This window comes from Chitinophaga ginsengisegetis (assembly GCF_900168065.1).
Lineage (GTDB): Bacteria > Bacteroidota > Bacteroidia > Chitinophagales > Chitinophagaceae > Chitinophaga > Chitinophaga ginsengisegetis.
This window is the reverse complement of sequence record NZ_FUZZ01000003.1, coordinates 395572-420142: the sequence shown is the minus strand read 5'-3', so window position 1 is coordinate 420142 and position 24571 is coordinate 395572. Positions and strand designations below refer to the sequence as shown.

The window sequence follows — 24571 nt, the reverse complement described above, 5'->3', positions numbered from 1 at the left end:
GAAAACCTGCCACGGTTTGATCAGGCGAGTGTTTCGGCTAATACGGGTTTGAGGCGTGGTTTGATATGTTTCACATGTTCTGCAATGTGGCGTATATGATCAGGAGTGGTACCGCAGCAGCCACCTACTATGTTAACAAAGCCGGAGGCGGCAAAGTCTTCAATAATGCAGGCGGTATCTTCCGGTTCCTCATCATATTCCCCGAAGGCATTTGGTAAGCCGGCGTTGGGGTAGCAGCTAACATAGCAGCTGGCTATGTTGGAAAGCTCCTCTACATAGGGGCGCATCTGCTGACCGCCTAAGGCGCAGTTTAAACCGATGGAGAACGGATTGGCGTGCATCACAGAGATATAGAATGCTTCCAGGGTTTGCCCGCTGAGGGTTCTGCCGGAGGCGTCTGTGATGGTACCGGAAATCATTACCGGGATCTGGGGTTTCCCCGATTCGCGGTAGTACTTCTTGATGGCATAGATCGCTGCTTTGCAGTTCAGCGTATCAAAAATGGTTTCTATCAGGAGGATATCCACACCGCCTTCAGAGAGGCCACGCACCTGTTCTTCGTAGGCTGCGGCCACTTCGTCGAAGTATACGGAGCGGAACCCGGGATTATTTACATCCGGCGACAGCGACAAGGTTTTATTCATGGGCCCTATGGCGCCAGCCACAAAACGGGGCTTGTCGGGGTTTTTAGCGGTATACTCTGCAGTAGCTCTTTTGGCTATCTGTGCAGCGGCTACATTCAGCTCATAGGCCAGTGCCTGCATATCGTAGTCGGCCATAGCAATAGAGGTGCTGCTGAAAGTATTGGTTTCAATAATGTCAGCCCCGGCTTCCAGGTACTCCTTGTGAATGGCTTCAATAATATGAGGCTGTGTAAGATTAAGGAGGTCGTTATTGCCTTTAAGATCACTGGGATAGTTAGCAAAGCGGGTGCCCCTGTAGTCGGATTCCTGGAGTTGATATCGTTGGATCATGGTGCCCATTGCACCATCGATAATAAGTATGCGCTCATTGGCGCAGTCTTGTAAAGATTTCATATTTATCAAGGCGTTTATTAGTTACAGTTAAGAAAAGAACAGGGTCGAACAATAAACAAATCCACCCTGAACGAGTCCACAAATATAACCTTTTCCCAGCTAATTTATTGTTTTGTGATTTGCGTGGATTCCGGGATCTGCCCGGCTTTGATCTGCTCTTTTTCAGGCTATATATCTCTATAAATAAATATAGATTTTGTTTATACCTATAAATTTAATTTGGAAGTAGTCTACAAAGTCTACTATATTTGTAGGGTAATAGAAAGATACAATGCAACAAAATGATAGAAATATAGTGATTTACCCGGTTATGGCCTCCCACCAGCCCTTTGCCTGCACTCCTTGTAGTTGCCGTTGCTGCAATTAACAGATTCATCATTAGTTCTTCTCAAATATTTTATTACAACAAAACTAACGTCAGTCATGACTATATCAGAACATATTCATACCCTGCATCAGCACCTGGCAAGCCTGGGATTACAACCAGTGCCCCAATCCGGCAACGGAAACCAGTCTGAAGTGTTTAAGGTATGCTTCTTGAATAAATATGAAATGCAGCGGTGGAAAGAGCTGCAACAACAACAGGAATCAGAAACCAATCATACAATATTTCCGGACCATCCTTCAAAGGATGCTGTCTGACAACTTTTCATAACGTGGAATTACAGGTTAAACGAAGACGGGTGCTATTGAGCACCCGTATTTTTTTATATCACCTCAAGGCGTTATTTATTTGTTCTGTACATAGCTTTCCAGTGGTAACCGGTTGCTGATAGACCTCGCCAGCGTCATCTCATCTGCATATTCCAGCTCTCCCCCAAAGGCAATACCACGGGCAATAGTGGTAATTTTTACCGGGAATTCTTTTAATTTTTTAGAGAGATAGTAAATAGTAGTATCCCCTTCAATAGTAGGACTTACCGCCATAATCACTTCTTCTACTCCCTGATACTGAACTCTTTCTACCAGCGAATGAATATTCAGCTGATCAGGACCAATACCATCAATAGGAGAAATGATCCCACCCAGTACATGGTATAAGCCATTGAACTGCTGCGTGTTTTCAATGGCCATCACATCGCGGATGCTTTCCACCACACATACCACCTGCTTTTGCCGGGAATGACTGCTGCAGATGCTGCATACTTCCGCATCCGACACATTGTGACAAACCTTGCAGAACTGTATCTGTTGCCGCATCCGTGCTATCACATCCCCAAACTGTTCCACCTGGGCTGTTTCCTGTTTCAGCAGGTGCAACACCAGTCGCAGGGCGGTTTTTTTACCGATGCCCGGCAGTTTGGCAAATTCATTTACCGCGTTTTCTATCAGCGCAGAGGAAAATATCATAGTGCAAAGTTAGGAATATTGGAGCGGAGGGAGCAGCACTGTTCCCTCCGCAACGATTATTTAGATGCTTATCTTTTTGGGTACCGTCCAGTACGCCTTCAGGTTTACTTTTTCAATATTGATTACCCGCTCCGGCTGCCTTTTAGGCTTGGTATAGTAGCTACCACGGTCCCATTTGCCATTACCATTGGTATCGAGCAACACGCGGATGTCGTATTCGCCGGGTGTAATAAACCGCTGGCTCCACTTGCCGTTTACAACAGTGCCGGAATATTTAATGGTTTTATCCTGTACCAGCTGCACTACATAGTGCATGGCGGAATCGTTGATGGCACTTTTTGTGCTATCGCTGATATTGAGTTCTGTAACCGTGAAAATGGCGTAATCCGCTACCTTTTTGGTCCGGAAATTAAGAGTATCCGGCCTGGCCAGTTGCTGCCCCGCAGTATCGGTAGGCGCATCTTTAGGAATAATGAACCGGTATGGAGTGCCTTCTTTCCAGGTATAGCCGATTGTTAACTGGGTACGGGTAGAATCCATTGTGCTGGTAAAGGTAACCGGTGTGTAGGCGCTGTCTTCCCCAAGAATGGTTCTGGCGCTGTCCAGGTTCCTCAGTGGCAGCGAAAATGTAATCTTCAGCGGCGCCGGCAATTCCTGCATTCCTCCATCAAGCGTAGGAGTAGCGGTTAGTTTCGGCAGCTTCTTCTTTTTCTTTTCTTCCTCTTCCTGTTCAAGCATAGAAGAATCAACAGGTTCAGGTGGTGGCTTGATGGTACTATCTGCTTCCATAAACAACAGCAGGTTTACATCGGCCAGGTTGCTTTCTGTTAATACAATCGGCGCCTCCACGAAGGCGATCATTTCCGTAGGCTGACTATACTGCAGGTCACGGTCTTCTTCTTTCAGAGCGAAAATTTTATATGAGCCGGGTGCAATGTTCTTAAAGCGGAACGAGCCATCCCCTTTGGTTTTAGCGTAATACACCGGTTTTTCCTTCGACACAATGGAGTCGGTCAGATCGCGGTACAGCATAACAGCCACGTTACTGTCTACCCGGCCGTTTTCCGCATCTATCAGGTGACCAGACACCTGGAGGCTGTCGAGATAGTCGCCGGTGGACACCACATACTGGAAATCAGCCGAAATATTACGTTCGTTGATATCCCGGATAGCGTCCGCGAAATTGAAAGTATAGGTGGTATTTGGTTTCAGCGTATCCTTTATTTCAAGGGTTACCGTGTGCAGCTTGGCCGTGACAATCGGCGTGCGTTTCAGCGTTGGCGATACAATCAGCTTATCGTTCACATTATCCAGTTCCACATATTCATCAAAGATGAACGTCACTTTTTTGCTGTTGAAGTGAAGGGTGGAATCCCTGGGGTTAGCCTGCAGCAATACGGGAGGCACACTGTCCCTCGGTCCGCCGCTGGGTGGCACAATGTTGGCGCATCGCGTAAATGAAATGGAAACGAGTATAAACATCAGCCAGAAAACCCAGCCCCTGATATATTGATTCATGTACCTGATCGGATTAATCAGGCACAAACTTACGAACTCATTTCAAAGAAATACGAATTTGGCAGCTGCTAATGACCAGAACCATATTTTTTCCTTAATCTTATATATGGCAAGTATTTATTTCATGCAACATACCCAGGTGATCCCTGCCCCACCGGAGGAGGTTTGGAACTATTTTTCCAACCCCAATAACCTGGCGCATATTACGCCTCCCACTATGCGGTTCACTGTTACTTCCCCGCCCTACACAGGACAGGTGTACCCCGGACAGATCATCACCTATTTTGTATCACCGGTAGCGGGCATTCCGCTGGAATGGATGACAGAAATCACCCATGTAGCATACCTGGATTATTTTGTAGATGAGCAACGGGTAGGCCCCTACAGCATCTGGCACCATGAACATCATTTCCAGGCAGTACCCGGCGGCGTAAAAATGGCGGACCTGGTTCATTACCGGCTGCCTTTTGGCTGGCTCGGTAAACTGGCTCACCGGCTGTTTGTAAAGAAACAGCTGGAGGCCCTGTTTGCATACCGGTTTCAGGCCGTTGAAAAAATATTTGGCCGGCCTACTGCTGAGTAGTGATGGTTTTTGTTAAATGATCGCCGGTGTAAAGCTGGAAGGTGCTTTTGCCGGTTTTGGGAACGGCGCCCAGCCATAGCGGAACGGTGCTGGCGCTGCCTCTGCTGGGATTGGAAGTAGCCACAAAATGCAGCGTGGCGTTGTTGTTTGCATTATCTGACGTAGCGGATTCCAGTTGAATCTGCGTACCATAGAAAGTAGGCGGCATGGTGGCGGCCACTACGATCTGCGTGCCAAAGTCGGGCTTATCGATGGTATTGTTCATGGTTTTAGCCATTCCAAACAGGCTGTCGAACGATGCCTGGTTATCAATGAGCCAGAAGGTAAGACTGTCATTCACCGTAATCGTGTTTTTCAGGAAATAGCCGGAAATGGGTTTTACTTCAAGCTGGCTGTTGGGGTTGGGCGCTACGTTCAGCGTGGTATCACTGCCGGCGGCAGTGCTGTCGCTCTCCGTTTTTGTACCGCTGTTGGCGCAGGAAACAGTGGCCATTATACAAACAGCAAGTACTATCAGTTTAACATGCATGGGAAATATGTTTTGATAGATAACATTAATTGCCGGGAATAGTTTTACGGGAGATCGGGATGAGGAGGGTAATATTGCCCACGGAATGTTTCCCGGTACCGCTCATCCATTCGGTGCGGGTTTTCTGTGTATAGCTGATGGTGGCGCGGTTAATAACAATCCCGATGCCGTAATCCATGCCAATGCTGAAGTGCCGCATCCGCGTTTGCTGGTAGTTGGATAATTCTTCAAAATTGGTATCCCTCGACTTAAAAATACCGCCCTGCAACAGCGCATTATATCCTGTAAAAGTAAATTGTGGCCTGGCCATAGCATACAGCTGAAATCTTTTTTTGACGGCCACCGGTAAACAGCGGTTGCCAAAGTAAGGATTGAAAAGTCCTGCCCGGATATAGGTGAGGGCGCTTACGGCGGTAGTCATGGTACCCAGTTTAGCATTGGCACTGCCAATAATTTCGAGGTAATCAACGGGGCTCCACAACATTTTTTCATAGGTGAAACTATAGTTGATCAGCGGTGCATTGGGCACCTGGTATTCCCAGCCCCTGGGTGGCTGGTAACCGATAAATTTATGGAAGAAGGTTTGGGTTTCTTTGGCAAACGCCCACGGGCCCAGCACGCCGAATACAAATTCCGAATGGAAGCTGTACTTTTTTTCGGGGTTGTAAGAGGTGAGCCCATGGGTGGCATACAATGCGCCGGCATAATAAAAGTCCTTTGGGTTAAAGCTGGTATCTGCAATCTGGTTAGGGGTGATCATGACCTGCATGGCACTCCACTCAAATACATTAACAGCGTTTCTGCCTGCTGCGGGAAGTATCCATTTATCGAGGAATACTGATTTCTTTTTTTTCATGTAGAGATAACCTATGCTGCTGCCGTTGCTGTAGCCACGGTCTGTTCCCCGTCCCCATACATTAAAGTAGTCGTCGTCTTCGTATATCCTTAATTGTTTGGTAGCGTCCTGCGTGATTTGCGCGGACGCGGTTACTGCCATGATACAAAGCAATATGACCGGAAGAAATCCCTTCATAAAATTGGCATTAATATCAGAATACCCTGAATATCTCAAATGCTTTTTTTTCCAGTGCTTCCCGGTGATCCGGATGAGCAATATCAATGAGGGCCTGTGCTCGTTGCCGCAGGTTTTTCCCGCGCAGATGTGCGATGCCGTATTCCGTGACCACATAGTGCACGTGCGCCCGGGTGGTAACTACGCTGGCGCCGGGTTGCAGCTGTGATACGATGCGCGAAACACCTTTAGAGGTAGTAGAGGGAATGGCAATAATGGGTTTGCCTCCTTCGGAAAGGGCCGCGCCACGCATGAAATCCATTTGTCCGCCTACGCCGCTGTATTGTCTGAACCCGATTGAGTCGGCACATACCTGTCCGAAGATATCAATTTCTATGGCACTGTTGATGGCAGTTACCCTGGGGTTTTTGCGGATAGTGGTGGGATTATTCACGTATTCCACATCCATGAGCCGCATAATGAGATTGGTATCCATAAAGTCGTACAGCCGCTGGCTCCCGATGGCGAAGCTGGAGATGAGCAGGCCGGGGTGTACGGCTTTGTATTTGCCGGTGATTACGCCTCTTTCCACGAGGTCGATGATGCCATCGGAAAACATTTCGGTGTGGATGCCGAGATCTTTGTGATTGGAGAGGCATTGCAAAACGGCGTTTGGAATACCGCCGATGCCCATCTGCAAGGTGGCGCGGTCATCAATAAGGGAGGCCACGTTGCGGCCTATTGCCAGTTCTACGTGGGTGGATGGCCGGATGGTTTGGGCATAAATAGGGTAGTCTACTTCCACGGCAGCGTTTATCCTGGAAATATGAATAACGCCATCGCCCAGTACACGCGGCATGCGTGGATTTACTTCTGCGATGATAATTTTAGCGGTATCCACGGCGGCTTTGGAAACATCGCAGGATACGCCGAGGGTGCAGTAGCCGTTTTTATCCGGCGGGGAAACAGAGATAAGCGCCACGTCTATCGGTTGTTCGCAGGTGCGGAAATACCTGGGTATTTCGCTGAGAAACATAGGAACGTAGTTGGCCCGGCCTTCATTTACCGCCTGCCGGATATTTTTGCCTACAAAGAAGGCGTCTATTTCAAATGCGTGCGCGTGTTCAGGGGAGGCATAGGGCGCTTCCCATTCGGTATGGATACTTACCAGCCGTACCTTTTTCAATTCATGGCTGCGGGCGGTCATAGCGTTGACAAGCTCCCGCGGAGTGGCTGCCGCGGTATGGATAAATACGGTGTGGCCGGACTGGATCAGCTGTACGGCTGCTGTAATGGATGTGTAAGACATGCGGTGATATTTTCTCCAAAATTATCGTGCGGCAAAAAGAATAACAATGAGCGTTATCATGTTGTATTTTTAATACTTCTCAGTGCTGGTAACTTTCAACAACCCGGATGGGAAATTGTTGGAGCCAGGGGGGAAATAACGGTGAAGGATATACTGAATTACAGGAATACCGGCTATACCAGCCGGGTTCATGCCGTAGTTATCCATTTTAGCTAGGCATGTTGATAAATTCATATAGATGTTATGACCTACACCCTGTTTTATTTCTATATATTAGCGTTCTAAACCTGGTACACAACTTCTTTGCGGCGAGATTTGGCAAATATAAGTGAGCAGAGGCTCATTGAGCAGTTAATAATTGGAGATCCTGCGGCAAAAGAGTTGTTATACGACCGTTACGCCGGGGCTCTTTATAACATTGTATTGCAGCTTGTGCCGGTAAAAGAGCGTGCAAATGAAGTGATAGTAAAGGTATTTCTCTGGTCATTCCAAAACATTGGAACATTCCGGACCTCAGGTCATCGTATTTTATTTACCTGGTTACTACGTAAAGCGAGAGAATTCGCCATCAAGGAGGCCCTGCCGGAGACCGCGTTAACCGGTACGGAGCTGATGAAGCAGGAAGATGGCTTATTGCAGCAATTCTACCTGATGCTGCCAGCCGATCAACAACAGGTGTTCCGGCTTAGTTATTTTAAAGGATTATCAATCACAACGATAGCCCGCTTACTGGCTTTGCCGGAGGGGCAGATAAATGACATCCTGAAAGAAGCGATGAAGTCTTTCAGACAATTCTTAAAAAAGACTTGGAACTAAAATTTTACATAGAAAGCGGTATTATCGAGTCCTTCGTGCTGGGCCTGGCTTCTGAAGAAGAAGTAGAAGAGCTGCAGCACATGAGAAGGCTGTATCCGGAACTGGATACGGAAGTCGAATACGTTGAACGCCGCCTGGAAAGCGCCGCGTTTGATGAGCCCGCCATGCCGCCCGCGGAAATACGCGACCGGGTGCTGCAGAAAATCAGGTGGGAAGATGGACATGCCTATTCAGATCCTTCTTCCAATTATACGTTTATCAACATCCAGCCGAAAGATGGTGATCATATCACTGTTCACCGCTGGTGGAAGATCTTTTTTATTATCTTCTTCATTATGTCCAAGGTTTTTCTTTTCCTGGCCATTTTTTACTACCTCAAGTACCGTATGTCGCAGGAACAACAACGCAGCGACAACCTGCACCAGATGATCCGGCAGGAACAAACACAAAACCCCTTGTTATAATTTTCTATCCGGATTGTCGTTATTTTAAAGATTTTACCATTTTGAGAATCCACCAGAAGTGGGTTAACGTATCTATAGATATAGTATTTATTATTTATATTTTATATCCTTGGTTAATTTAAACGGGTAGTTTGAACATCAGTAACTATATAGAAAGCGGCATTATTGAGCGTTATCTGTTGGGGCTCGCCTCTCCTGAACAGGAGGATGAGCTGCTGCACCTGCGCCGGATCTACCCATTGCTGGACCTGGAATTTACCGCCGCAGAACTGCGGATAGAAGACAAACTGATGGAAGAAGGTTCCCTGCCACCGGTAAAAATAAAAAATGCCGTTTTGCAGCGGATTAAACCGGATAAGGATTGGGAAGACCGGCCACGGGGCGGTTATAACCCCTATGAGCATACGAATTTTCATCATACATATATCCCCCTCGACTCTTTCTGGAACCGCCGGATCACTGTAAGCGTATGGTGGCGTTGCGCTTTTATTGCCCTCGCCGTACTGGCCATGTCGCTGGCGGCCAGTACCTGGTATTTCTACCACCGCGCCCAGATGCTGGAAGATATCCTGTTTAAGCTCAAAGTGCCGCCTGCAACCTATCCGGCCCCTGTAACCCGTTAAACGGGCATCTTTCATTTGGTACGTTTATTGCAAATGCTGAAATTGCCCCTGTATTCCGGCTGTTATAAAACCTTATTTGATAGCTGCGTGTTGAATACATTGGCATTTAAACACACAAACTAATTTCCCATGAGAAAATTTTCATTTGCAGCGTTACTAATGGCGATAGTTGCCGTTTTTGCATCTTCCTGCTCCCCAAAACAAGGTGTCACCCAAGACATTAATAAAGGCGCCGTAAAAGGTAACTGGGTTTTAACTGATATTAAATACGAAGGAATTCCTGAAAACGCCAAAGTAACTGTATTTGATGAAGCCAACGCCAAGTGCTTTATCGGCAGCCAGTGGATCCTGCCGGATAACTATGCAATGGGTTCCTACACGCTCACCTCTACAGAAAATGGTTGCAGCGCTGTTACCCAGAACATTGCCTGGTCGCTGACCAAAAGTGGCGGCGTAAGCATGTTCGGCTTCAAAAAGCTGTACAGTGGCGATAAAGCAAAGAATGTAACCGAAGGTTACCGCATGGAAATTACCGGCGCCGGTAGTGTTATGACCTGGAGAGCAAACATCAGCTTCGAGAATAAAAGTGCAGCCATTATATACACCCTGCAACGTAAATAACCGCTATCGCTCATAGTGTTAGCTTATTAAATGCAGCGGAGATCATGTTCTTTGGTCTCCGCTGTCTTTTTTCCAAAAGATGTATATTTAGATCACCAAGCACCATTACTATGAGCACGCAACAGTCACAGATTCAGTTCCTGGCGCATGCAAGCTTCAGGATTACCACCCCCGAAGGTCACGTGATATTAATAGATCCCTGGTATACCAATAATCCTGCACTGCCTTCCGGTTTAACGATTCCGGATAAGATAGACCTCATCCTTATTACACACGGACACCGTGATCACCTCGACAGTAAAATGGTGGACATTATCCGCACCAGGTCGCCCAAAGTGATTGCCAATCCGATAGTGAGGTTTTATTTGCAGGAACAGGGCGTGCCGGATCATGCGTTTGAACCGCTCAATGCCGGTGGCACCCTGTCAGTAATGGATGTAAAAGTAACCATGACCAATGCCTTTCATTTTGCGCATATCCCCCTGCCGGACGGTAAAATCGGCTACCCGCACGCCACCAATGGTTTCATTGTTTGGATGAGCGACGACATCTCTGTATATTATTCCGGAGATACGTCTGTATTTGGTGATATGGAACTGATTGGTGAGATATATGAGCCGGATATCGCCATTTTGCCTATCGGCGACCGTTTTACAATGGGACCACTGGAAGCCGCATTTGCTGCACGTTTGCTGAAAGTAAAACACCTGATCCCCTGTCATTACGGAACAATGCCTACGCTCACGGGTACGCCTGAGCGGCTGCGCGCGCTGACGGAAGACCTGGACCGCTTACAGATTCATGTACTGAAGCCTGGCGAAATACTGGATACCGCTATTGTGAAGGTCAGCCATCATTAGTGAACGAATATGCCATAAATCCCGACATATGTTACCCCTGAATACCAACCGACTGTTCATATATCCCTGCCGTTTGCCATTGCTTACGCAGATATTCCTGGAACATCCGCATGCCCGCGAAACGCTGCAGGCAAACATTCCGGAAAACTGGCCGCAACCAGACCTGAAAGAACAATTGCCTCATTTTATTGAATTGCTCCAGCATGATCCCCGGTCGTTTCCCTGGATGCTCTGGATCATTGTAAATAAAGAAGAAGGAACCGTGATCGGCGATATCGGTTTTAAAGGACGCCCCGATAAAAACGGTGTGATAGAAATAGGCTATACCCTGCTGCCTTCCTGGCGTAAAAAAGGGTATATGCGCGAAGCCGCCACCGCACTGGTGGAATGGGCTTTCCGGCAACCACATGTGAAAAAGCTGATCGCCGAGTGCGATGTTACCAACACCGCTTCCATGAAGGTGCTGCAGCACCTGGGTATGGAGGAAGTGAAATCGCCCGGGGAGATGCTGCACTGGCAGCTCATGAATAAATAGCGTAGATACGTTATCGTTATTCCACCATGTTCTGTTTTGCAAAACGGATGAAAAGCTGGCAAAGCTTATCCTGTAAGCCCTGCAGGTAAGTGAAGTGAAGTTTTCTTACCAGTTTGAAATTCTTTACCGGTAATATCCTGAACTCTCCCAGCTCCAGTTCGCGCTGCACAGCCTGTGAAGAAATAAAGGCTGCACAGGGCGAATGGTGCAGGTATGATTTAATGCTTTCTGTACTGCCCATATACATGGCGACGTTCAGATCGGTGATTTTTAATTTCAGACGTTTCAGCTCCTCGGTAATCACTTCCAGTGTGCCGGAACCGTGTTCCCTCATCAGCAGGGGAATGGTTTTAAGATCGGCGGCGCTAAGCGGTTCGCCATTGCCATACTGATGCTTCATATTGCCCACCAGCACAATTTCATCTTTTGCAAACTCCACATATTTCAGCAAAGGATTTTTGGAACTGCCTTCAATGATACCCAGCTGAATGCTTTTTTCAAATAATGCCTGTTCTATCTGCTCGGTATTTCCGCTGGTGAGCGATGTTTTTACATCGGGGTACCGCTGGTTGAATTTCGCCAGCAGCGGTGGGATCAGGTATTGCGCAATAGTGGTGCTGGCGCCTATGGGCAACAATCCGCCCTGCATGTGTTTCAGCTGATTTACATCATACTCCAGGTTGCGGTAATCGGTAAAAATAATTTCTGCATGATGCATTACCAGCACTCCGGTGCGGGTAAGTTTTATTTTATTCCCGATCCTTTCAAACAACGCCATGCCCAGCTGTTGCTCCAGTTCATGTATATGTTTGGTAACAGCCGGTTGTGAAATATATAATTCCTCTGCAGCTTTGGTGAAGCTGAGACGCTTGGCGACAGTGTGAAATACTTTGAGTCTGAAATCGAACATGCACTAAAAATACAAAAATACCTTACAACTCAGGCGGCGTAAAGCCGAAGTGTTTATAAATACCTTGTCCGGCAGGCCCCATGAGGAAGTCCATGAAATCCCTGGCCGCCTGCGGATGTGGTGCGCTTTTCAATATACCGGCCCAGTAAGAAGCCTTGATGTTTTCCTTTTCAGGAATATTCACCACACTCACCGGGTGCTGGATCATTTGCTGGTAGTATGCTTCTGTAAACCATACAGGGCCTGCATCCGACTGTTGCCGGAGAATGCGCAGGGGTGTTTCCCGGTGATGTATTTTAGTAAGATAAGTGCTGCCTTTTGCTGCTTTTTCTTTCATGATGGCTTGTTGTAAAGCGATGCCGCCGGCCTTCACATAAGCTTCTTCTATGCGTTTGCCAATGCCTTCCCAGGCAGGGTTGGGCATACTTACCTGCACATCTTTGCGCCCGAGATCTGCCAGGCCGCGGATGTTTTTGGGATTATCCCGTTGCACCATGATAGCGAGGGTATTTCCTGCATAATTTTTTACCAGGGAGAAGCTATCCCGCAACTGATCTATACGGCCTTTCCCGGCGGTATAGATATCGGGCGTTACGGCTATACGAAGATTACCCAATACCAGCGACCCGGTGATGATTTGCTGCGCCAGGATACCTGGTGGTAATGTTTCCGCAAATACGCGTTGATATTGCGGATATGTCTTTTTAAAATCAGTGATCAGGGAATCGATCACCATAAACTGGTTACCTGCAAAGAAGATGACCAGCTGCGGATCTATAATGTCGCCATAAAGGTCGGGTACATTGTCGATGCCAGGTACCGTAAAGGCTACACCGCCGGATGGTGGCGTATTCCAGGGAGGGTCGAAGCGGTGGTCCTGGGCATGAAGGGCCTGTACTGATAGTAGTGTTACTATCAGCATAGTGATAAATTGTTTCATGATGGTTGGTTTATGGGTGTATGTAACTCCAGCCTTCTGACTGTTTTATAATCAGTTCACCATTACCGCTGGGGGTATATTGAATGAAGGGGAATAATTCTTCTTTGGAAATTTTCCTTTCCCGCAGGGTGTTTTCGCATTCTACCAGCAGCACGCCTTTTGATTGCAGTTCCTGTAGCAGGGATTCATAGGGATGATCCTTTCTGTAAGCCGTTATACCACCGCCGTGGGCCACCAGTTCAATGATTACCTGGTTTTGCAGCCGCGGATCTTCCAGCGCATTTTTGATATTGCGGAGGGTATTGCGGATCACTTTATCATCGTCGCTGTTTAGCTGGTAAACAGCCCGGTATTTGGGTTTACGCTGGCTCATGGCATATTGGGCGCTTAGCAGGGTGAAAAGACAGAGCAGGAGTGTTATTTTTTTCATGGTGTACGTTTTTGATGACGGTTATTGTTGCATGGGTTTAAAAGGTCCGTATTTATGTTGTTCTGCGGAAAAGGCATCTGCATAGGGACCAAAAGGAAAGTCAATGGGTTTCTTTTTAAGATCCTGCCAGTCGGCCGACTGATCTTTATGCGGCCTGGGTTGTGAGTTGATGAATGCGGCTACATCCCAGGCTTCCTCATCAGAAAGAACGGGTGTGTTATAATCCACGCCGAAAGGCATGTTATTTTTCACATAGCCGGCAAAGTTAGAGAGGCGGTAAAGCCCGGCTGCATCGTTGTAGCTTTGCGGGCCCCATAGCGGAGGGTAAATAAAAGCTATGCTGTCGGCATCCTTTACGCCTTCGCCATTGGCGCCGTGGCAGCTTTTGCATTGTTGTGTATATATGTGCGCGCCTTTCTGTGGATCGGCAGCGCGTGATAAAAAGGCCGGCTTCCGGAGGCCGCTGCCATCGGGCCTTTCATGCGGCGGTACTTCACTGCCCAGCCATTCTATATAAGATTTTATGGCCGTCATTTCTTTGCTGTTGCTATCCGGCGCCACACCGTTTAAACTGCGTTCAAAGCAATCACTGATGCGTTTGTTCAGCGTTTCTGAACTGTTGGATCTGGCCCTGAATTTAGGGTACGATGCGGCGGTAAAACTATAGTTATTGCCAAAGGGTTTGGTGCCTGCCTGCAGGTGACAGTTCTGGCAGTTCATACCATTGGTGATTTGCAGCACGCTGCCTTTTGGACCGAGGTATCGCGCCGTTTCGCGGATCAGTGTTTGTCCGTAAACAATGGCGGCGGCTTTTTCACCGGAAGGCAATGTGGTTACGGCCGGAGGTTGCCAGCCTTTTACAGGGGCCGCCTGCAATGCAGGCATAGGCGCCGCAGCCGGGAACAGGTAGCGTGTCCAGAGATAAAATGTTTCAAAGCCTGCCAGCAGTATTAACATCAACAGGCACGCAAATAACCCGGAAAGGATCCGCTTATAACGTTGGATTTTATTGGTTTCCATTAAAATTACAGGTTGGTGGATTACGCTACAAAAGTAACAGGCCACCGGAGCGAAGTCAAATAACTAATAACTATCAGTGATAACCAATCGTTATTGACATCTATATAAAAAAAGTAAAACGATAAATGTAGAAAAATATAACGGAAAAAGAAAACCCCGTACAGTATTGACTTGTACGGGGTTGCTTAAAATTATTATTCAGTAACAACAGGTAGCGGTTATGCTTTTTTCTTACCTGCGCTTTTGTTGTTTGATTTGTAGCGCATGTCAGGCGTTCCGTCTTTTTTAGTTGGTCCTGCAGGAGCTGCGGCTGTTTTATTTTCTTTATAGCGTTTATCCGGTGTGCCGTCTTTCTTTGTTTTAGTAGTGGCAGCGGGAGTAGCAGGAGTAGCGGGTGTTGCTTTTTCTGCTTTCTTTTCTGTTTTTGGTTTTGCTTCTTTTTTAGCGGTGGCGGGTGTTTGAGCCATTGCTACGGTTAAACCCATAAACATGGCCAACAATCCGGTGAGGAACTTTTTCATATCAAATATGTTTTACGAAAAATTAAGCTTTTTCCGGCATTGCTGTATCCGCTGTCGCTGTTTTTAAGCCAGATTTAATAATCAGTTTTTTTCCACCCACATACCATTTTCACGGATCAGGTTTATCAGTTCGTTTACGGCAACATCGCTGTTGAGGCCACGTTTCACAATTTCCTTACCGCGGTAGAGCGTAATTTTGCCTACGCCGCTGCCCACATAGCCAAAGTCGGCGTCGGCCATTTCGCCGGGACCGTTTACAATACAACCCATGATGGCAATTTTCACGCCTTTCAGGTGATGGGTAACGGCGCGGATGCGGGCGGTGGTTTCCTGGAGGTCGAACAGGGTGCGGCCGCACGACGGGCAGGAGATATATTCTGTTTTGGAGATGCGGGTACGTGTTGCCTGCAGGATGCCAAAGGAAATGTTGTTCAGCGTGGTATGCTGACCGGGTTGTGTGGGCTGGTTACTTAACCATAATCCATCGCCGAAGCCATCGAGCAACAGTGCGCCGGCTTCCGTGGCATGGTGGATCAGGTGTTCATCTGCCGAAGGCTGATTACTGATACTATGGATAATGACAGGTACTGTAATATTTTTGTTGAGCAGTAAGATGAACAGGCGCCTGATAGCCGCCATCGCATTGCTGCCGGAAGCCGTGGCCACCAGTACAGTGCTGGCTGCTGTAGCCGGGTTAGCCAGTTGCAGCAGCAGTTGTTCATGGTGTTCTGTATCCAGGTGATTGCAGTCGAATTGTACAAAGTTGATCCGGCCGGTTTCATTTTGTTCGCAGGCCGTTACATAATGGCGGGCATCAAAGTAAGGTACCAGTTCCTGTTTGTCGGCTATGCTCTGCCAGTATTCTGCATCTATTACAACGCGCAGTGTGCCGGGAAGACCAAAGGCAGGTAACTGTTTGCCGGTGTAGATATAATCTGCTGCGGCATCCCCGATATTCCATTTATCGCTGGGCTCATCGTAAGTATAACCGATGGCATTCAGATCGGCAGGCTGCAAGCTGTTGTTGTCGCTGAAATCTGCCACTACCACTGGTACCTGCTTTTCGCCGATGTTCTCCACAGGCGCGCTTTCGCGGCGTTTGTATTCAAAAGGAGAGTAGGGAATAGTGGTTACCGGCGGAATAGCCGTATAGTCGTTACGGTTAGTATATCTTTTCACAATATCCTTACAAACCGGGAGTTCAAATTCAGGATCTTCTGTGAGGGAAACGCGGATGGTATCACCTACGCCATCTTCCAGGAGGGTGCCGATGCCGATGGCAGATTTAATACGGCCATCTTCTCCGTCGCCGGCTTCTGTAACGCCCAGGTGCAGCGGGTAGCAGTGGCCCAGTTCCTGTTCCATGGTTTGTACCAGCAGGCGGTATGCCTGTACCATTACCTGTGGGTTACTGGCTTTCATGCTCAGCACAATATTGCGGTATTGCAGGTCTTCCGCAATACGTAAAAACTCCATTGCACTTTCCACCATACCCATCGGCGTATCGCCATAGCGGCTCATGATACGGTCGCTGAGGGAGCCATGGTTGGTTCCTATGCGCATGGCGGTACCATACTCTTTACAGATTTTTACCAGCGGGGAAAAGCGTTCGCGGATGCGGTCTATTTCTTCCAGGTATTCGCTGTCGGTATAGTCGATTTGTTCAAATTTCTTTTTATCTACATAATTCCCCGGGTTCACCCGTACTTTTTCCACGATGCGGGCCGCTATTTCGGCCGCATTGGGCGTAAAATGGATATCTGCAACGAGGGGAGTGGTATAACCCTGTTTACGTAATTCGTTTTTAATGACCAGCAGGTTATCGGCCTCCTTTTTACTGGGGGCGGTGATGCGTACCAGTTCAGCACCGGCTTCAATACAACGGATGGTTTGCGCCACGGTAGCAGCGGTATCCAGGGTATCGGTGGTGGTCATGGTTTGAATGCGGACCGGGTTAAAATTTCCGATGATAAGATCTCCCACCTTTACTTCCAGAGTGGCCAGTCGTTTGTATTCTGTCAGAGAGTTGCAATAAAGCTGCATACGTAGTTTTTGTTTTCCTGCGGAAGCAAAGTTAGTAAACCTGTGGTATTATTGAACCGCAACTTAAAGCTACATTAAATTCCACGAACGGCGGGCGCAGGGCTATCTAAATAGGGGATAAAGCTTTATTTTTGACCTACTTTATGTTACTGAATAAAAGCATAGATATACCTTACCAGCAATTGCCCTTTTCCGGGCAGTTTAATGTAGCTTCCCTGGGCGTGTTCCGCAATGAACTAACCGATCAGCCGCACCGTCATGATCATTTTCAGATTATATGGATTACCAAAGGGAAAGGCAGGCACATGGTGGATTTCGTGTGGTATGATGTGGAAGATGACATGATTTTCCTGCTTCGTCCCGGACAGGTACATCAGCTGGATTGTGAGCGGGAAGGGTATTTTCTGTATTTCACAGAGCAATTTTACTTTACTAATAAACACGATAAGGAAACCCTCTACGATTTTACTTCGCTTTTCGATAACTGGCACGGATACGGGCCCATCAGTACCAGCGGCCATACCTCGGAGTCTCTCCTGGGATTGATACAACTGATGAGCAGGGAGAAATCCTGCGCGCCTGCCTGCAGCCGGGGCATTGTGAAACATTATCTGAATGCCTTCCTGTTGCTGATAGAACGGGAAAAGAAACGCAATGCCGCGGAAACCATGATGCCGCTGGCTCACGATGGCCGTGTAGTACAGCTGCGACGACTGCTGGAACAGCACTACCGCACAGAACACCAGGTAGCCTTTTATGCTGGCGCCTTTGCCCTCACCCCTAAAAGACTGAACGAAATCACCAAAGAAACCACCGGCCGTACCGTTACCGAATTATTACACGACCGGATTATACTCGAATCAAAACGAAATCTGGCCTTCAGTCACAAAAGTGTCAAGGAGATCTGCTATGAGCTTGGATTCGAGGACCCTGCTTACTTTAGCCGTTTTTTTAAGAATAATACCGGCATCTCTCCCCAGGATTTCCGGGACATGATGTTCAAATAGTACAAGTCAATAGCTGATTTGTCCTAACACCCGCCGCTTACCCCTGTCTATATTTGCATAGCCCGCATCAGCCGGCTTTTATCAGACGCTATAGATTAATATATGAACATCTGGAAACCGCTTTGCCTGCTGGTTATTGCAGCAGGCTGCTGTTCGGCGGCCGTGATGGGTCAAACCCGCCCGCTCACCTTACAGGAAGCACTACAAACAGGATTGAAAAATTACCAGTCCATCAAGGCAAAAGAAAACTATGCTAAAGCAGCTACCGCAAATATCAGCGCAGTAAAAAGAGAATACTTACCTGATCTGAACCTTGCCGCTCAAAATAGTTATGGTACCGTGAATGGTGAAAATGGACCTATGTGGGGATACAAAGGCTGGACTACCGGCGCTTCCGGACCCGTTCTGCCATCACAGAACTGGAATGCCGCCTTCGGCGGATTGTACCTGGCTAATATCAGCTGGGACGTAGTAACCTTTGGCCGCCAGCACGCAAAAGTACAGGCCGCGAAAGAACAATTGTACACCAACCAGGCCGACCTGGAACAGGAAAAGTTTGAACAACAGGTACGCATCGCCGGTGCTTATCTGAACCTCCTGGCTGCACAGCGCCTGCGGGGTTCTATGGAGTCCAACCTGAAACGCGCGCAGGACCTGCAGCATATCATCGTTTCCCGCGCATTGAACGGACTCAGTGCCGGGGTAGACAGCTCCATCGCCAACGCAGAAGTATCCAAAGCAAAACTGACACTAGTAGATGCTGTGAACTACGAAAACGCACAGAGCAATAAACTGGCGGAAATGATGGACGTACCACCGCAGGACTTTACACTGGACACCACCTTTGTTACTAAAATACCCAACCAGCTGCTGGAAACCGTATCTGCACAGGATTCTGTATCACTGAAAAATCAGCCGCTGCTAAAATTGTTCAGCTCCCGCGTAACATTAAGCGATGCCAATCAAAAGCTGATCAGCAAAAACGCGATGCCCCGCCTGTCTTTTATGGGCGTGATGCAAACGCGCGGTTCCGGTTTTGACTACGACTACAGCGCCGCTAATCTCAGCCACTACAGCCAGGCATACTGGTCGGGCGTGAAACCGCAGGTGTCCAATTATCTCGTGGGCCTCAATCTTTCCTGGACGGTTACTGACCTGTGGCGTACGCACTCACAGGTAGCGCGTCAGCACTATACTACTGAAGGATTGAAGAATGAATACAATCAAACCTACAGCCGCTTGCAACATCAGCTGCAGCTGTCGGAACAACAGATAGACAATGCAGTGAAGAAATACCGGGAAGCGCCTACCGGCCTGAAAGCCGCCAGCGACGCCTTTCTGCAGAAAAGTACCTTGTATGAAAACGGGTTGTCTAATATCGCCGACCTGGCCCAGGCGCTGTATAACATTAACCGCGCGGAAACAGACCGGGATATTGCGTACAATGGCGTGTGGCAGGCGATACTGTATAAATCCGCTACCGTAGGGGATCTGCAACTGTTTTTGAATCAACTGTAATTAACCGGAAGGTATTCACTTCCTGAATATAATTGTATGAACCTGATCAGAACCGCATTACAAAAACCGATAGCCATCATTGTAGTAGTGATGGGACTATTGTTTTTTGGTATTCAAGCAACGCGGGATATTAAAATAGATATCTTCCCGGATCTTAACCTGCCGGCTATATACGTATCACAACCTTACGGTGGTATGTCGCCGCAGCAGATGGAAGGCTTTATTGCCACCAACTACCAGAACCTCTTCCTGTATGTGACAGGTGTAAAAGATATTGAGGCTAAAAATATCCAGGGTCTTACCATGATCAAGATCTCTTTTTACGAAGGGACAAACATGGCGCAGGCCGCGGCGGAAGTAACAGCGATGGCCAACCGTGCATTTTCCTCGATGCCGGCAGGTACGCAGCCTCCTTTTATTATCCGCTTCGACGCATCTACTTTACCGATCGGCCAGCTGGCACTGAGCAGTCCTACGCGCACCAACAACGAATTGCAGGATCTGGCTATGACCATTGTACGGCCATCGTTCAGCCGGATTGCCGGTCTTACTTCACCGGCGCCTTTTGGCGGGAACTCCCGCACCATTGTGATCCATGTAGATCCTGAACTGATGCGCAGTCACCATCTTTCGGCCGACCAGGTTGTAGCCGCCATCAAAGATAATAACCAGATATCACCGGCCGGTAACGTGCGTATCGGCGATATCACCTATCTCACACCCGCCAACACCGTGATACGCACTGTGAAGGAATTTGAAAACATTCCGCTGGTAATGGGAGATGGCCCTACCGTATTTGTGAGAGATGTGGCGAAGGTAGAAGATGCGGCAGACGTAACCAGTAGCTATGCAGTGATCAATGGAAAACGCTCTGTATATCTCCCTATTATAAAAACAGCAGATGCTTCCACCTGGACGGTAGTAAATAACCTGAAAGCAGCATTACCCAATATCCAGAAATTATTACCGGAAGATGTAAAGATTTCTTTTGTGTTTGACCAGAGCGTATATGTGATCAATGCCGTGAAAAGCCTTATCAGTGAAGGCGTGATAGGCGCTGTACTCACCGCGCTGATGGTGTTGCTGTTCCTCGGCGACCGGCGCAGCGCGTATATTGTAATCATCACCATCCCGGTATCTATTATCATTGGAGTGATGTTGCTGAAACTGTTCGGGCAAACCATCAACATCATGACGCTGAGCGGCCTGGCGCTGGCCATTGGTATCCTGGTAGATGAATCCACCGTGACCATTGAAAACATCCACCAGCACCTGGAAATGGGTAAGCCAAAAGCACAGGCGATCTGGCATGCGTGCCAGGAAATTGCTTTCCCGAAACTCCTGATCCTGTTGTGTATCCTCGCGGTATTTGCGCCTTCCTTTACCATGAAAGGCGTGCCCCGTGCGATGTTTATGCCGCTGTCGCTGGCTATTGGTTTTTCCATGATTGCGTCTTACCTGCTGTCGCAAACGCTGGTGCCTATCCTCGCCAACTGGATGCTGGACGCCAACAAATTCAAGCATCATGGCCACCCGCATGTGCATAGCAACGATGCACATAAAACAGCCGGGTATATTGAAACAGAAATTGCAGATGAAAAACAACACGCCAAAACTATTTCCGGCTTCGATCGCTTTAAGCTGCGCTTTATCGGCTGGCTGGAAACGCTGCTGAAAAGACGGAAACTGGTGATTGGCGCTTACTTTATTGGGGTAATTGGTATAGTAGCACTGTGTATGAGCATTATTGGCCGTGATATTTTGCCTAAACTGAATAACGGCCAGTTCCAGCTAAGGCTGAAAGAGCCCACAGGAACACGCCTCGAACGGACGGAAACCATGCTTATTAAATCGACGGAAATTCTGAAGGAAGTAGTCGGCGCCAAAAACATCGACATCACTTCTTCCTTCATCGGTACTCATCCATCGTCCTATTCTACCAACCCCATTTACCTGTTTATGGCTACGCCTAATGAAGCCGTATTGCAGGTGAACATGAAAGAAGATTTTAAAATCAATATGGACGAGTTCAAAGAGAAGCTGCGTAAGCGGATCCACGAACAAATGCCGGAAGTAAAGATGAGCTTTGAGCCGATAGATCTTACGGATAAGGTAATGAGCCAGGGCGCTTCCACGCCGATTGAAATTGCCATCATGGGTAAAAACCTGAAAGAAAGTGTGCCCTATGCGAAAAAGGTATTGGCAGAAATGAAGAAGATCCCTTACCTGCGCGATGTGCAGATCAATCAGCCGATGGATTACCCGGCTATCCGTGTAAACATCGACCGGGAAAGGGCCGGGCAGCTGGGCGTAAGCATTACAGATATTGCTAAATCTCTTACGGCTTCCACTTCCTCCAGCCGTTTTACAGAAAAGAACAACTGGCTGGACGAGAAGAATGCCACGTCTTATTTTGTACAGATCTCCGTACCGGAAAATGAAATGTCGAGCATCAACGATATGGCCGCAATTCCCATCAGTAAAAACAATACGCGGCCTTCACTGGGGGATGTGGCTACGTTACAGCCGGATACCGTGGTAGGAGAGTATGACCGTATCGGTGCAGTGAGGATTGTATCCATTGGCGCCAATATCCATAAGAAAGATCTTGGTAACGCTTCCGCCGCGGTGGCAGCAGCTATTAAACGCGCCGGCGAACCGCCGCGTGGTATTACTGTAGAGAAACGTGGTTTGATGAACCTGCTGAATGAAACGCTGGATAGTTTACAGTCGGGATTGCTGGTAGCCATTATCGTGATCCTGTTGTTGCTGGCGGCTAATTTCCAGTCGTTCAAAGTAGCGCTGGTAGTTGTGTCTACTATTCCTGCGGTGCTGGCAGGATCGCTGATTATGTTGCTCATTACCGGATCTACGCTCAACCTGCAGTCGTATATGGGGATCATTATGTCGGTGGGCGTATCGGTAGCCAATGCGATCCTGCTGATCACCAATGCAGAGAAGCTGCGGCTGGAAAATCATGATTCCCGCAGATCCGCACTGGAAGGCACTTCTATCCGTTTGCGTCCTATCCTGATGACGAGCATCGCCATGGTGGCAGGTATGATCCCGATGGCATCGGGGCTGGGTGAAGCGGGTGATCAAACAGCGCCACTGGGCCGCGCTGTAATTGGCGGGTTGATAGCCAGCACTTTTGCCTCCCTGTTTATTTTACCGCTGATCTTCGCCTGGGTACAGCAAAAGTCGACCGTGAAATCCGTATCACTGGACCCTGAAGATGAAAACAGCCAGTATTATGTTCCGGGGGCGGCGCGTGTTTAATTCAAGTATAACTATAATGACTAAACGACATATCAATATCATGAATATAAATAAATACAGCCTGTCGTATCGGGTCATGGCGGCTGCTGCATTATTGCCCATCGGTTTGTTTTTCACCGCCTGCCACAGTTCCCGGGCAGACGATGAAAATGAAAAAGAAGACGGGCGCGTTCAGGTGAAAATTATTCACCTGCAGAAAAGCCAGTTGGATGCTTCCCTGAAATTACCCGGAGAAATAAAGCCGTTTCAGTTTGCCGATCTCTATGCAAAGGTGAACAGCTATGTGAAAAATGTGAATGTAGACCTGGGCAGCCAGGTAACTGCCGGCCAGGTGCTGGCTACACTGGATGCGCCGGAAATGAATACACAGTTGCTGGAAGCGCAGTCCAGGCTTCATACAAAAGAAGCCATGTTCCGCGCCAGCCGCGCTACTTACGAACGTTTGCTTAAAACCAGTAAAGTACCCGGTACCATTTCTCCCAACGACCTGGATATGGCGTTTGAGAAAATGAGCGCCGATAGCGCCGAGTTGTTATCCTCCCGTTCTTCTTACCATGAAGTACAGCAAATGCTGGGCTACCTGGTGATCCGCGCGCCGTTCAGCGGCGTGATCAGCCAGCGTAATGTGCATCCGGGCACATATGTAGGCCCTGCGGGTAAAGGCTCCGATAAGCCATTGTTCCGTTTGGAAGAACAGCAGAAACTGCGTTTATCCGTGGCCGTACCTGAAATTTATACTGATGATGCGCATCATGCCAGCCATGTGCGCTTTACCGTGAAATCCCTGCCTGGAGATACTTTTACCGCGAAGGTGAACCGTATTGCCGGTAGCCTGGATGTGAAGCTGCGTTCTGAAATACTGGAAATGGATGTGGCCAACAAAACAGCCCGCCTGCTTCCGGGTATGTATGCAGAAGTACAGATGCCGATGCCAGGTAAAAAAGATGTGTACATCGTGCCTAAATCCGCCATCATCAGCAATTCAGAGAAAGTATTTGTGATCAAGGCCGTGAACAATAAAGCGGTGTGGATCCCGGTGAAATGCGGGAATGAATCCAACGGGCAGGTGGAAGTATTCGGTGATTTATCCGACAACGACCAGCTGGTGCAGAACGGCAGTGATGAAATAAAAGAAGGAACGCCGTTAACAGCGGTTGCAAAATAATGTGTGTTTAAAGGTGGGAAGGTGTTTGCAGGAAAAGGAATCAACTGGATCAGGAATCATCAGAAAAGCAGAAGAATCAACGAACAGAAGAATCATTTAACGAACTGTATTCGGCAAGGTAAAGAGTGACGGGTAGCAGGCAAACATACTTCCCTGATGAATCAGGCAATACAGCGCTTCCGTACAGGGGGCGCTGTTGCTTTAAAACACGAAAGAGAATTGTTACGCCGCGTAGCAATTGTAGGTTTAGGTAAAACGGCCGGAATATTCCTATTCCGGTTTTTTATTTTTTAGGGAGATGATTAAGATATATTCCCGGTAATGCCGGTATTACTTCCCGGATGCTTCTCCAATACTTCGGACCTGCGTATATCATGGATCATCCATGCACTATCCATACAGTTAGCATGCACTCCTCATGCACTATTAATGCACTCCTCATGCACTCCCCATGCACTATGTCTCCTCAGGCCCCCTAAAT

The 24571-nt window shown here is 48.0% G+C and carries 24 protein-coding genes; 12 read left to right on the top strand and 12 right to left on the bottom strand.

Annotation, left to right across the window (positions count from 1 at the left end; genetic code table 11):
* Nucleotides 1–20: 20 nt before the first annotated feature.
* Nucleotides 21–1037: a homocysteine S-methyltransferase family protein gene (locus B5Z18_RS20365; protein ID WP_079471341.1), complete on the bottom strand. Its 1017-nt coding sequence runs from the start codon at nt 1035–1037 to the stop codon at nt 21–23.
* A 423-nt stretch (nt 1038–1460) separates the two neighbouring features.
* Between B5Z18_RS20365 and B5Z18_RS20360 the strand changes: the two genes are divergently transcribed.
* A complete protein-coding gene (locus tag B5Z18_RS20360) occupies nt 1461–1679 on the top strand; it encodes a hypothetical protein (RefSeq protein WP_079471340.1) in 219 nt (72 codons plus the stop codon).
* Between the two features lie 87 nt (nt 1680–1766).
* Here B5Z18_RS20360 and recR read toward each other — a convergent pair whose 3' ends face one another.
* Both recR and B5Z18_RS20350 read right to left on the bottom strand, forming a co-directional pair.
* Entirely contained in the window at nt 1767–2387 is a 621-nt protein-coding gene (gene recR, locus B5Z18_RS20355; protein WP_079471339.1) for a recombination mediator RecR, read from the bottom strand.
* A 60-nt stretch (nt 2388–2447) separates the two neighbouring features.
* On the bottom strand, nt 2448–3905 hold the full coding sequence (locus tag B5Z18_RS20350; RefSeq protein WP_079471338.1) for an Ig-like domain-containing protein: 1458 nt from the start codon (nt 3903–3905) through the stop codon (nt 2448–2450).
* Between the two features lie 106 nt (nt 3906–4011).
* Here B5Z18_RS20350 and B5Z18_RS20345 point away from each other — a divergent pair, with 106 nt between their 5' ends.
* The gene (locus B5Z18_RS20345; protein WP_079471771.1) at nt 4012–4488 is read left to right on the top strand and encodes an SRPBCC family protein; all 477 of its coding nucleotides are present in this window, start codon (nt 4012–4014) and stop codon (nt 4486–4488) included.
* On the opposite strand, the gene B5Z18_RS20340 is transcribed toward B5Z18_RS20345, so the two are convergent.
* From B5Z18_RS20340 to B5Z18_RS20330, 3 genes are read right to left on the bottom strand one after another with little or no spacing between them, the layout of a single operon-like run.
* Nucleotides 4475–5017: a hypothetical protein gene (locus B5Z18_RS20340; protein WP_079471337.1), complete on the bottom strand. Its 543-nt coding sequence runs from the start codon at nt 5015–5017 to the stop codon at nt 4475–4477. The two genes, B5Z18_RS20345 and B5Z18_RS20340, sit on opposite strands and share 14 nt — an antisense overlap.
* A gap of 25 nt (nt 5018–5042) precedes the next feature.
* Entirely contained in the window at nt 5043–6050 is a 1008-nt protein-coding gene (locus tag B5Z18_RS20335; protein ID WP_143313650.1) for a lipid A deacylase LpxR family protein, read from the bottom strand.
* A 16-nt stretch (nt 6051–6066) separates the two neighbouring features.
* Nucleotides 6067–7338 (bottom strand): acetyl-CoA hydrolase/transferase family protein, encoded by a 1272-nt coding sequence (locus B5Z18_RS20330; protein ID WP_079471335.1) that lies wholly within the window; start codon nt 7336–7338, stop codon nt 6067–6069.
* A gap of 315 nt (nt 7339–7653) precedes the next feature.
* Between B5Z18_RS20330 and B5Z18_RS20325 the strand changes: the two genes are divergently transcribed.
* The 6 genes from B5Z18_RS20325 (at nt 7654) to B5Z18_RS20300 (ending at nt 11257) form a co-directional block, all read left to right on the top strand.
* The gene (locus B5Z18_RS20325) at nt 7654–8154 is read left to right on the top strand and encodes an RNA polymerase sigma factor (protein WP_079471334.1); all 501 of its coding nucleotides are present in this window, start codon (nt 7654–7656) and stop codon (nt 8152–8154) included.
* Complete coding sequence (locus B5Z18_RS20320) at nt 8145–8618, top strand: hypothetical protein (protein ID WP_079471333.1); 474 nt, start codon at nt 8145–8147, stop codon at nt 8616–8618. The genes B5Z18_RS20325 and B5Z18_RS20320 overlap by 10 nt, the downstream gene beginning before the upstream one ends.
* A gap of 131 nt (nt 8619–8749) precedes the next feature.
* Entirely contained in the window at nt 8750–9241 is a 492-nt protein-coding gene (locus B5Z18_RS20315) for a hypothetical protein (RefSeq protein ID WP_079471332.1), read from the top strand.
* Nucleotides 9242–9370: 129 nt separating this feature from the next.
* Nucleotides 9371–9862 (top strand): lipocalin family protein, encoded by a 492-nt coding sequence (locus B5Z18_RS20310; protein WP_079471331.1) that lies wholly within the window; start codon nt 9371–9373, stop codon nt 9860–9862.
* A 110-nt stretch (nt 9863–9972) separates the two neighbouring features.
* Complete coding sequence (locus tag B5Z18_RS20305) at nt 9973–10722, top strand: metal-dependent hydrolase (RefSeq protein ID WP_159454370.1); 750 nt, start codon at nt 9973–9975, stop codon at nt 10720–10722.
* A 28-nt stretch (nt 10723–10750) separates the two neighbouring features.
* Nucleotides 10751–11257 (top strand): GNAT family N-acetyltransferase, encoded by a 507-nt coding sequence (locus B5Z18_RS20300; protein ID WP_079471329.1) that lies wholly within the window; start codon nt 10751–10753, stop codon nt 11255–11257.
* A gap of 16 nt (nt 11258–11273) precedes the next feature.
* On the opposite strand, the gene B5Z18_RS20295 is transcribed toward B5Z18_RS20300, so the two are convergent.
* The 6 genes from B5Z18_RS20295 to ispG form a co-directional block, all read right to left on the bottom strand.
* Nucleotides 11274–12167, bottom strand: coding sequence for a LysR substrate-binding domain-containing protein (locus B5Z18_RS20295; RefSeq protein WP_079471328.1), 894 nt, complete (start codon nt 12165–12167; stop codon nt 11274–11276).
* 22 nt (nt 12168–12189) lie between these two features.
* A complete protein-coding gene (locus B5Z18_RS20290; protein WP_079471327.1) occupies nt 12190–13107 on the bottom strand; it encodes a molybdate ABC transporter substrate-binding protein in 918 nt (305 codons plus the stop codon).
* A gap of 10 nt (nt 13108–13117) precedes the next feature.
* Nucleotides 13118–13537, bottom strand: a complete 420-nt coding sequence (locus B5Z18_RS20285; protein ID WP_079471326.1) for a DsrE family protein — start codon at nt 13535–13537, stop codon at nt 13118–13120.
* A gap of 21 nt (nt 13538–13558) precedes the next feature.
* Complete coding sequence (locus tag B5Z18_RS20280) at nt 13559–14557, bottom strand: c-type cytochrome (RefSeq protein ID WP_235015970.1); 999 nt, start codon at nt 14555–14557, stop codon at nt 13559–13561.
* Nucleotides 14558–14775: 218 nt separating this feature from the next.
* Nucleotides 14776–15078 carry a hypothetical protein gene (locus tag B5Z18_RS20275; protein ID WP_079471325.1) on the bottom strand — a complete coding sequence of 101 codons (303 nt, stop codon included), beginning with the start codon at nt 15076–15078 and terminating at the stop codon, nt 14776–14778.
* 81 nt (nt 15079–15159) lie between these two features.
* Nucleotides 15160–17121, bottom strand: coding sequence for a (E)-4-hydroxy-3-methylbut-2-enyl-diphosphate synthase (gene ispG, locus B5Z18_RS20270; RefSeq protein WP_079471324.1), 1962 nt, complete (start codon nt 17119–17121; stop codon nt 15160–15162).
* A gap of 143 nt (nt 17122–17264) precedes the next feature.
* Here ispG and B5Z18_RS20265 point away from each other — a divergent pair, with 143 nt between their 5' ends.
* The 4 genes from B5Z18_RS20265 to B5Z18_RS20250 all read left to right on the top strand — a co-directional run bounded on the left by B5Z18_RS20265 (nt 17265) and on the right by B5Z18_RS20250 (nt 24090).
* Complete coding sequence (locus B5Z18_RS20265; protein ID WP_079471323.1) at nt 17265–18128, top strand: helix-turn-helix domain-containing protein; 864 nt, start codon at nt 17265–17267, stop codon at nt 18126–18128.
* Nucleotides 18129–18230: 102 nt separating this feature from the next.
* Entirely contained in the window at nt 18231–19646 is a 1416-nt protein-coding gene (locus tag B5Z18_RS20260; protein WP_079471322.1) for a TolC family protein, read from the top strand.
* A 36-nt stretch (nt 19647–19682) separates the two neighbouring features.
* The gene (locus B5Z18_RS20255) at nt 19683–22925 is read left to right on the top strand and encodes an efflux RND transporter permease subunit (protein ID WP_079471321.1); all 3243 of its coding nucleotides are present in this window, start codon (nt 19683–19685) and stop codon (nt 22923–22925) included.
* A gap of 16 nt (nt 22926–22941) precedes the next feature.
* Nucleotides 22942–24090: an efflux RND transporter periplasmic adaptor subunit gene (locus tag B5Z18_RS20250; RefSeq protein ID WP_159454369.1), complete on the top strand. Its 1149-nt coding sequence runs from the start codon at nt 22942–22944 to the stop codon at nt 24088–24090.
* The last annotated feature ends 481 nt before the right edge of the window (nt 24091–24571 follow it).

Coding starts and splice junctions, on each gene's coding strand:
- B5Z18_RS20365 (WP_079471341.1), bottom strand. CDS start 1,037: ATGAAATCTTTACAAGACTGCGCCAATGAGCGCATACTTATTATCGAT.
- B5Z18_RS20360 (WP_079471340.1), top strand. CDS start 1,461: ATGACTATATCAGAACATATTCATACCCTGCATCAGCACCTGGCAAGC.
- recR (WP_079471339.1), bottom strand. CDS start 2,387: ATGATATTTTCCTCTGCGCTGATAGAAAACGCGGTAAATGAATTTGCC.
- B5Z18_RS20350 (WP_079471338.1), bottom strand. CDS start 3,905: ATGAATCAATATATCAGGGGCTGGGTTTTCTGGCTGATGTTTATACTC.
- B5Z18_RS20345 (WP_079471771.1), top strand. CDS start 4,012: ATGGCAAGTATTTATTTCATGCAACATACCCAGGTGATCCCTGCCCCA.
- B5Z18_RS20340 (WP_079471337.1), bottom strand. CDS start 5,017: ATGCATGTTAAACTGATAGTACTTGCTGTTTGTATAATGGCCACTGTT.
- B5Z18_RS20335 (WP_143313650.1), bottom strand. CDS start 6,050: ATGAAGGGATTTCTTCCGGTCATATTGCTTTGTATCATGGCAGTAACC.
- B5Z18_RS20330 (WP_079471335.1), bottom strand. CDS start 7,338: ATGTCTTACACATCCATTACAGCAGCCGTACAGCTGATCCAGTCCGGC.
- B5Z18_RS20310 (WP_079471331.1), top strand. CDS start 9,371: ATGAGAAAATTTTCATTTGCAGCGTTACTAATGGCGATAGTTGCCGTT.
- B5Z18_RS20305 (WP_159454370.1), top strand. CDS start 9,973: ATGAGCACGCAACAGTCACAGATTCAGTTCCTGGCGCATGCAAGCTTC.
- B5Z18_RS20300 (WP_079471329.1), top strand. CDS start 10,751: ATGTTACCCCTGAATACCAACCGACTGTTCATATATCCCTGCCGTTTG.
- B5Z18_RS20295 (WP_079471328.1), bottom strand. CDS start 12,167: ATGTTCGATTTCAGACTCAAAGTATTTCACACTGTCGCCAAGCGTCTC.
- B5Z18_RS20290 (WP_079471327.1), bottom strand. CDS start 13,107: ATGAAACAATTTATCACTATGCTGATAGTAACACTACTATCAGTACAG.
- B5Z18_RS20285 (WP_079471326.1), bottom strand. CDS start 13,537: ATGAAAAAAATAACACTCCTGCTCTGTCTTTTCACCCTGCTAAGCGCC.
- B5Z18_RS20280 (WP_235015970.1), bottom strand. CDS start 14,557: ATGGAAACCAATAAAATCCAACGTTATAAGCGGATCCTTTCCGGGTTA.
- B5Z18_RS20275 (WP_079471325.1), bottom strand. CDS start 15,078: ATGAAAAAGTTCCTCACCGGATTGTTGGCCATGTTTATGGGTTTAACC.
- ispG (WP_079471324.1), bottom strand. CDS start 17,121: ATGCAGCTTTATTGCAACTCTCTGACAGAATACAAACGACTGGCCACT.
- B5Z18_RS20265 (WP_079471323.1), top strand. CDS start 17,265: ATGTTACTGAATAAAAGCATAGATATACCTTACCAGCAATTGCCCTTT.
- B5Z18_RS20260 (WP_079471322.1), top strand. CDS start 18,231: ATGAACATCTGGAAACCGCTTTGCCTGCTGGTTATTGCAGCAGGCTGC.
- B5Z18_RS20255 (WP_079471321.1), top strand. CDS start 19,683: ATGAACCTGATCAGAACCGCATTACAAAAACCGATAGCCATCATTGTA.
- B5Z18_RS20250 (WP_159454369.1), top strand. CDS start 22,942: ATGACTAAACGACATATCAATATCATGAATATAAATAAATACAGCCTG.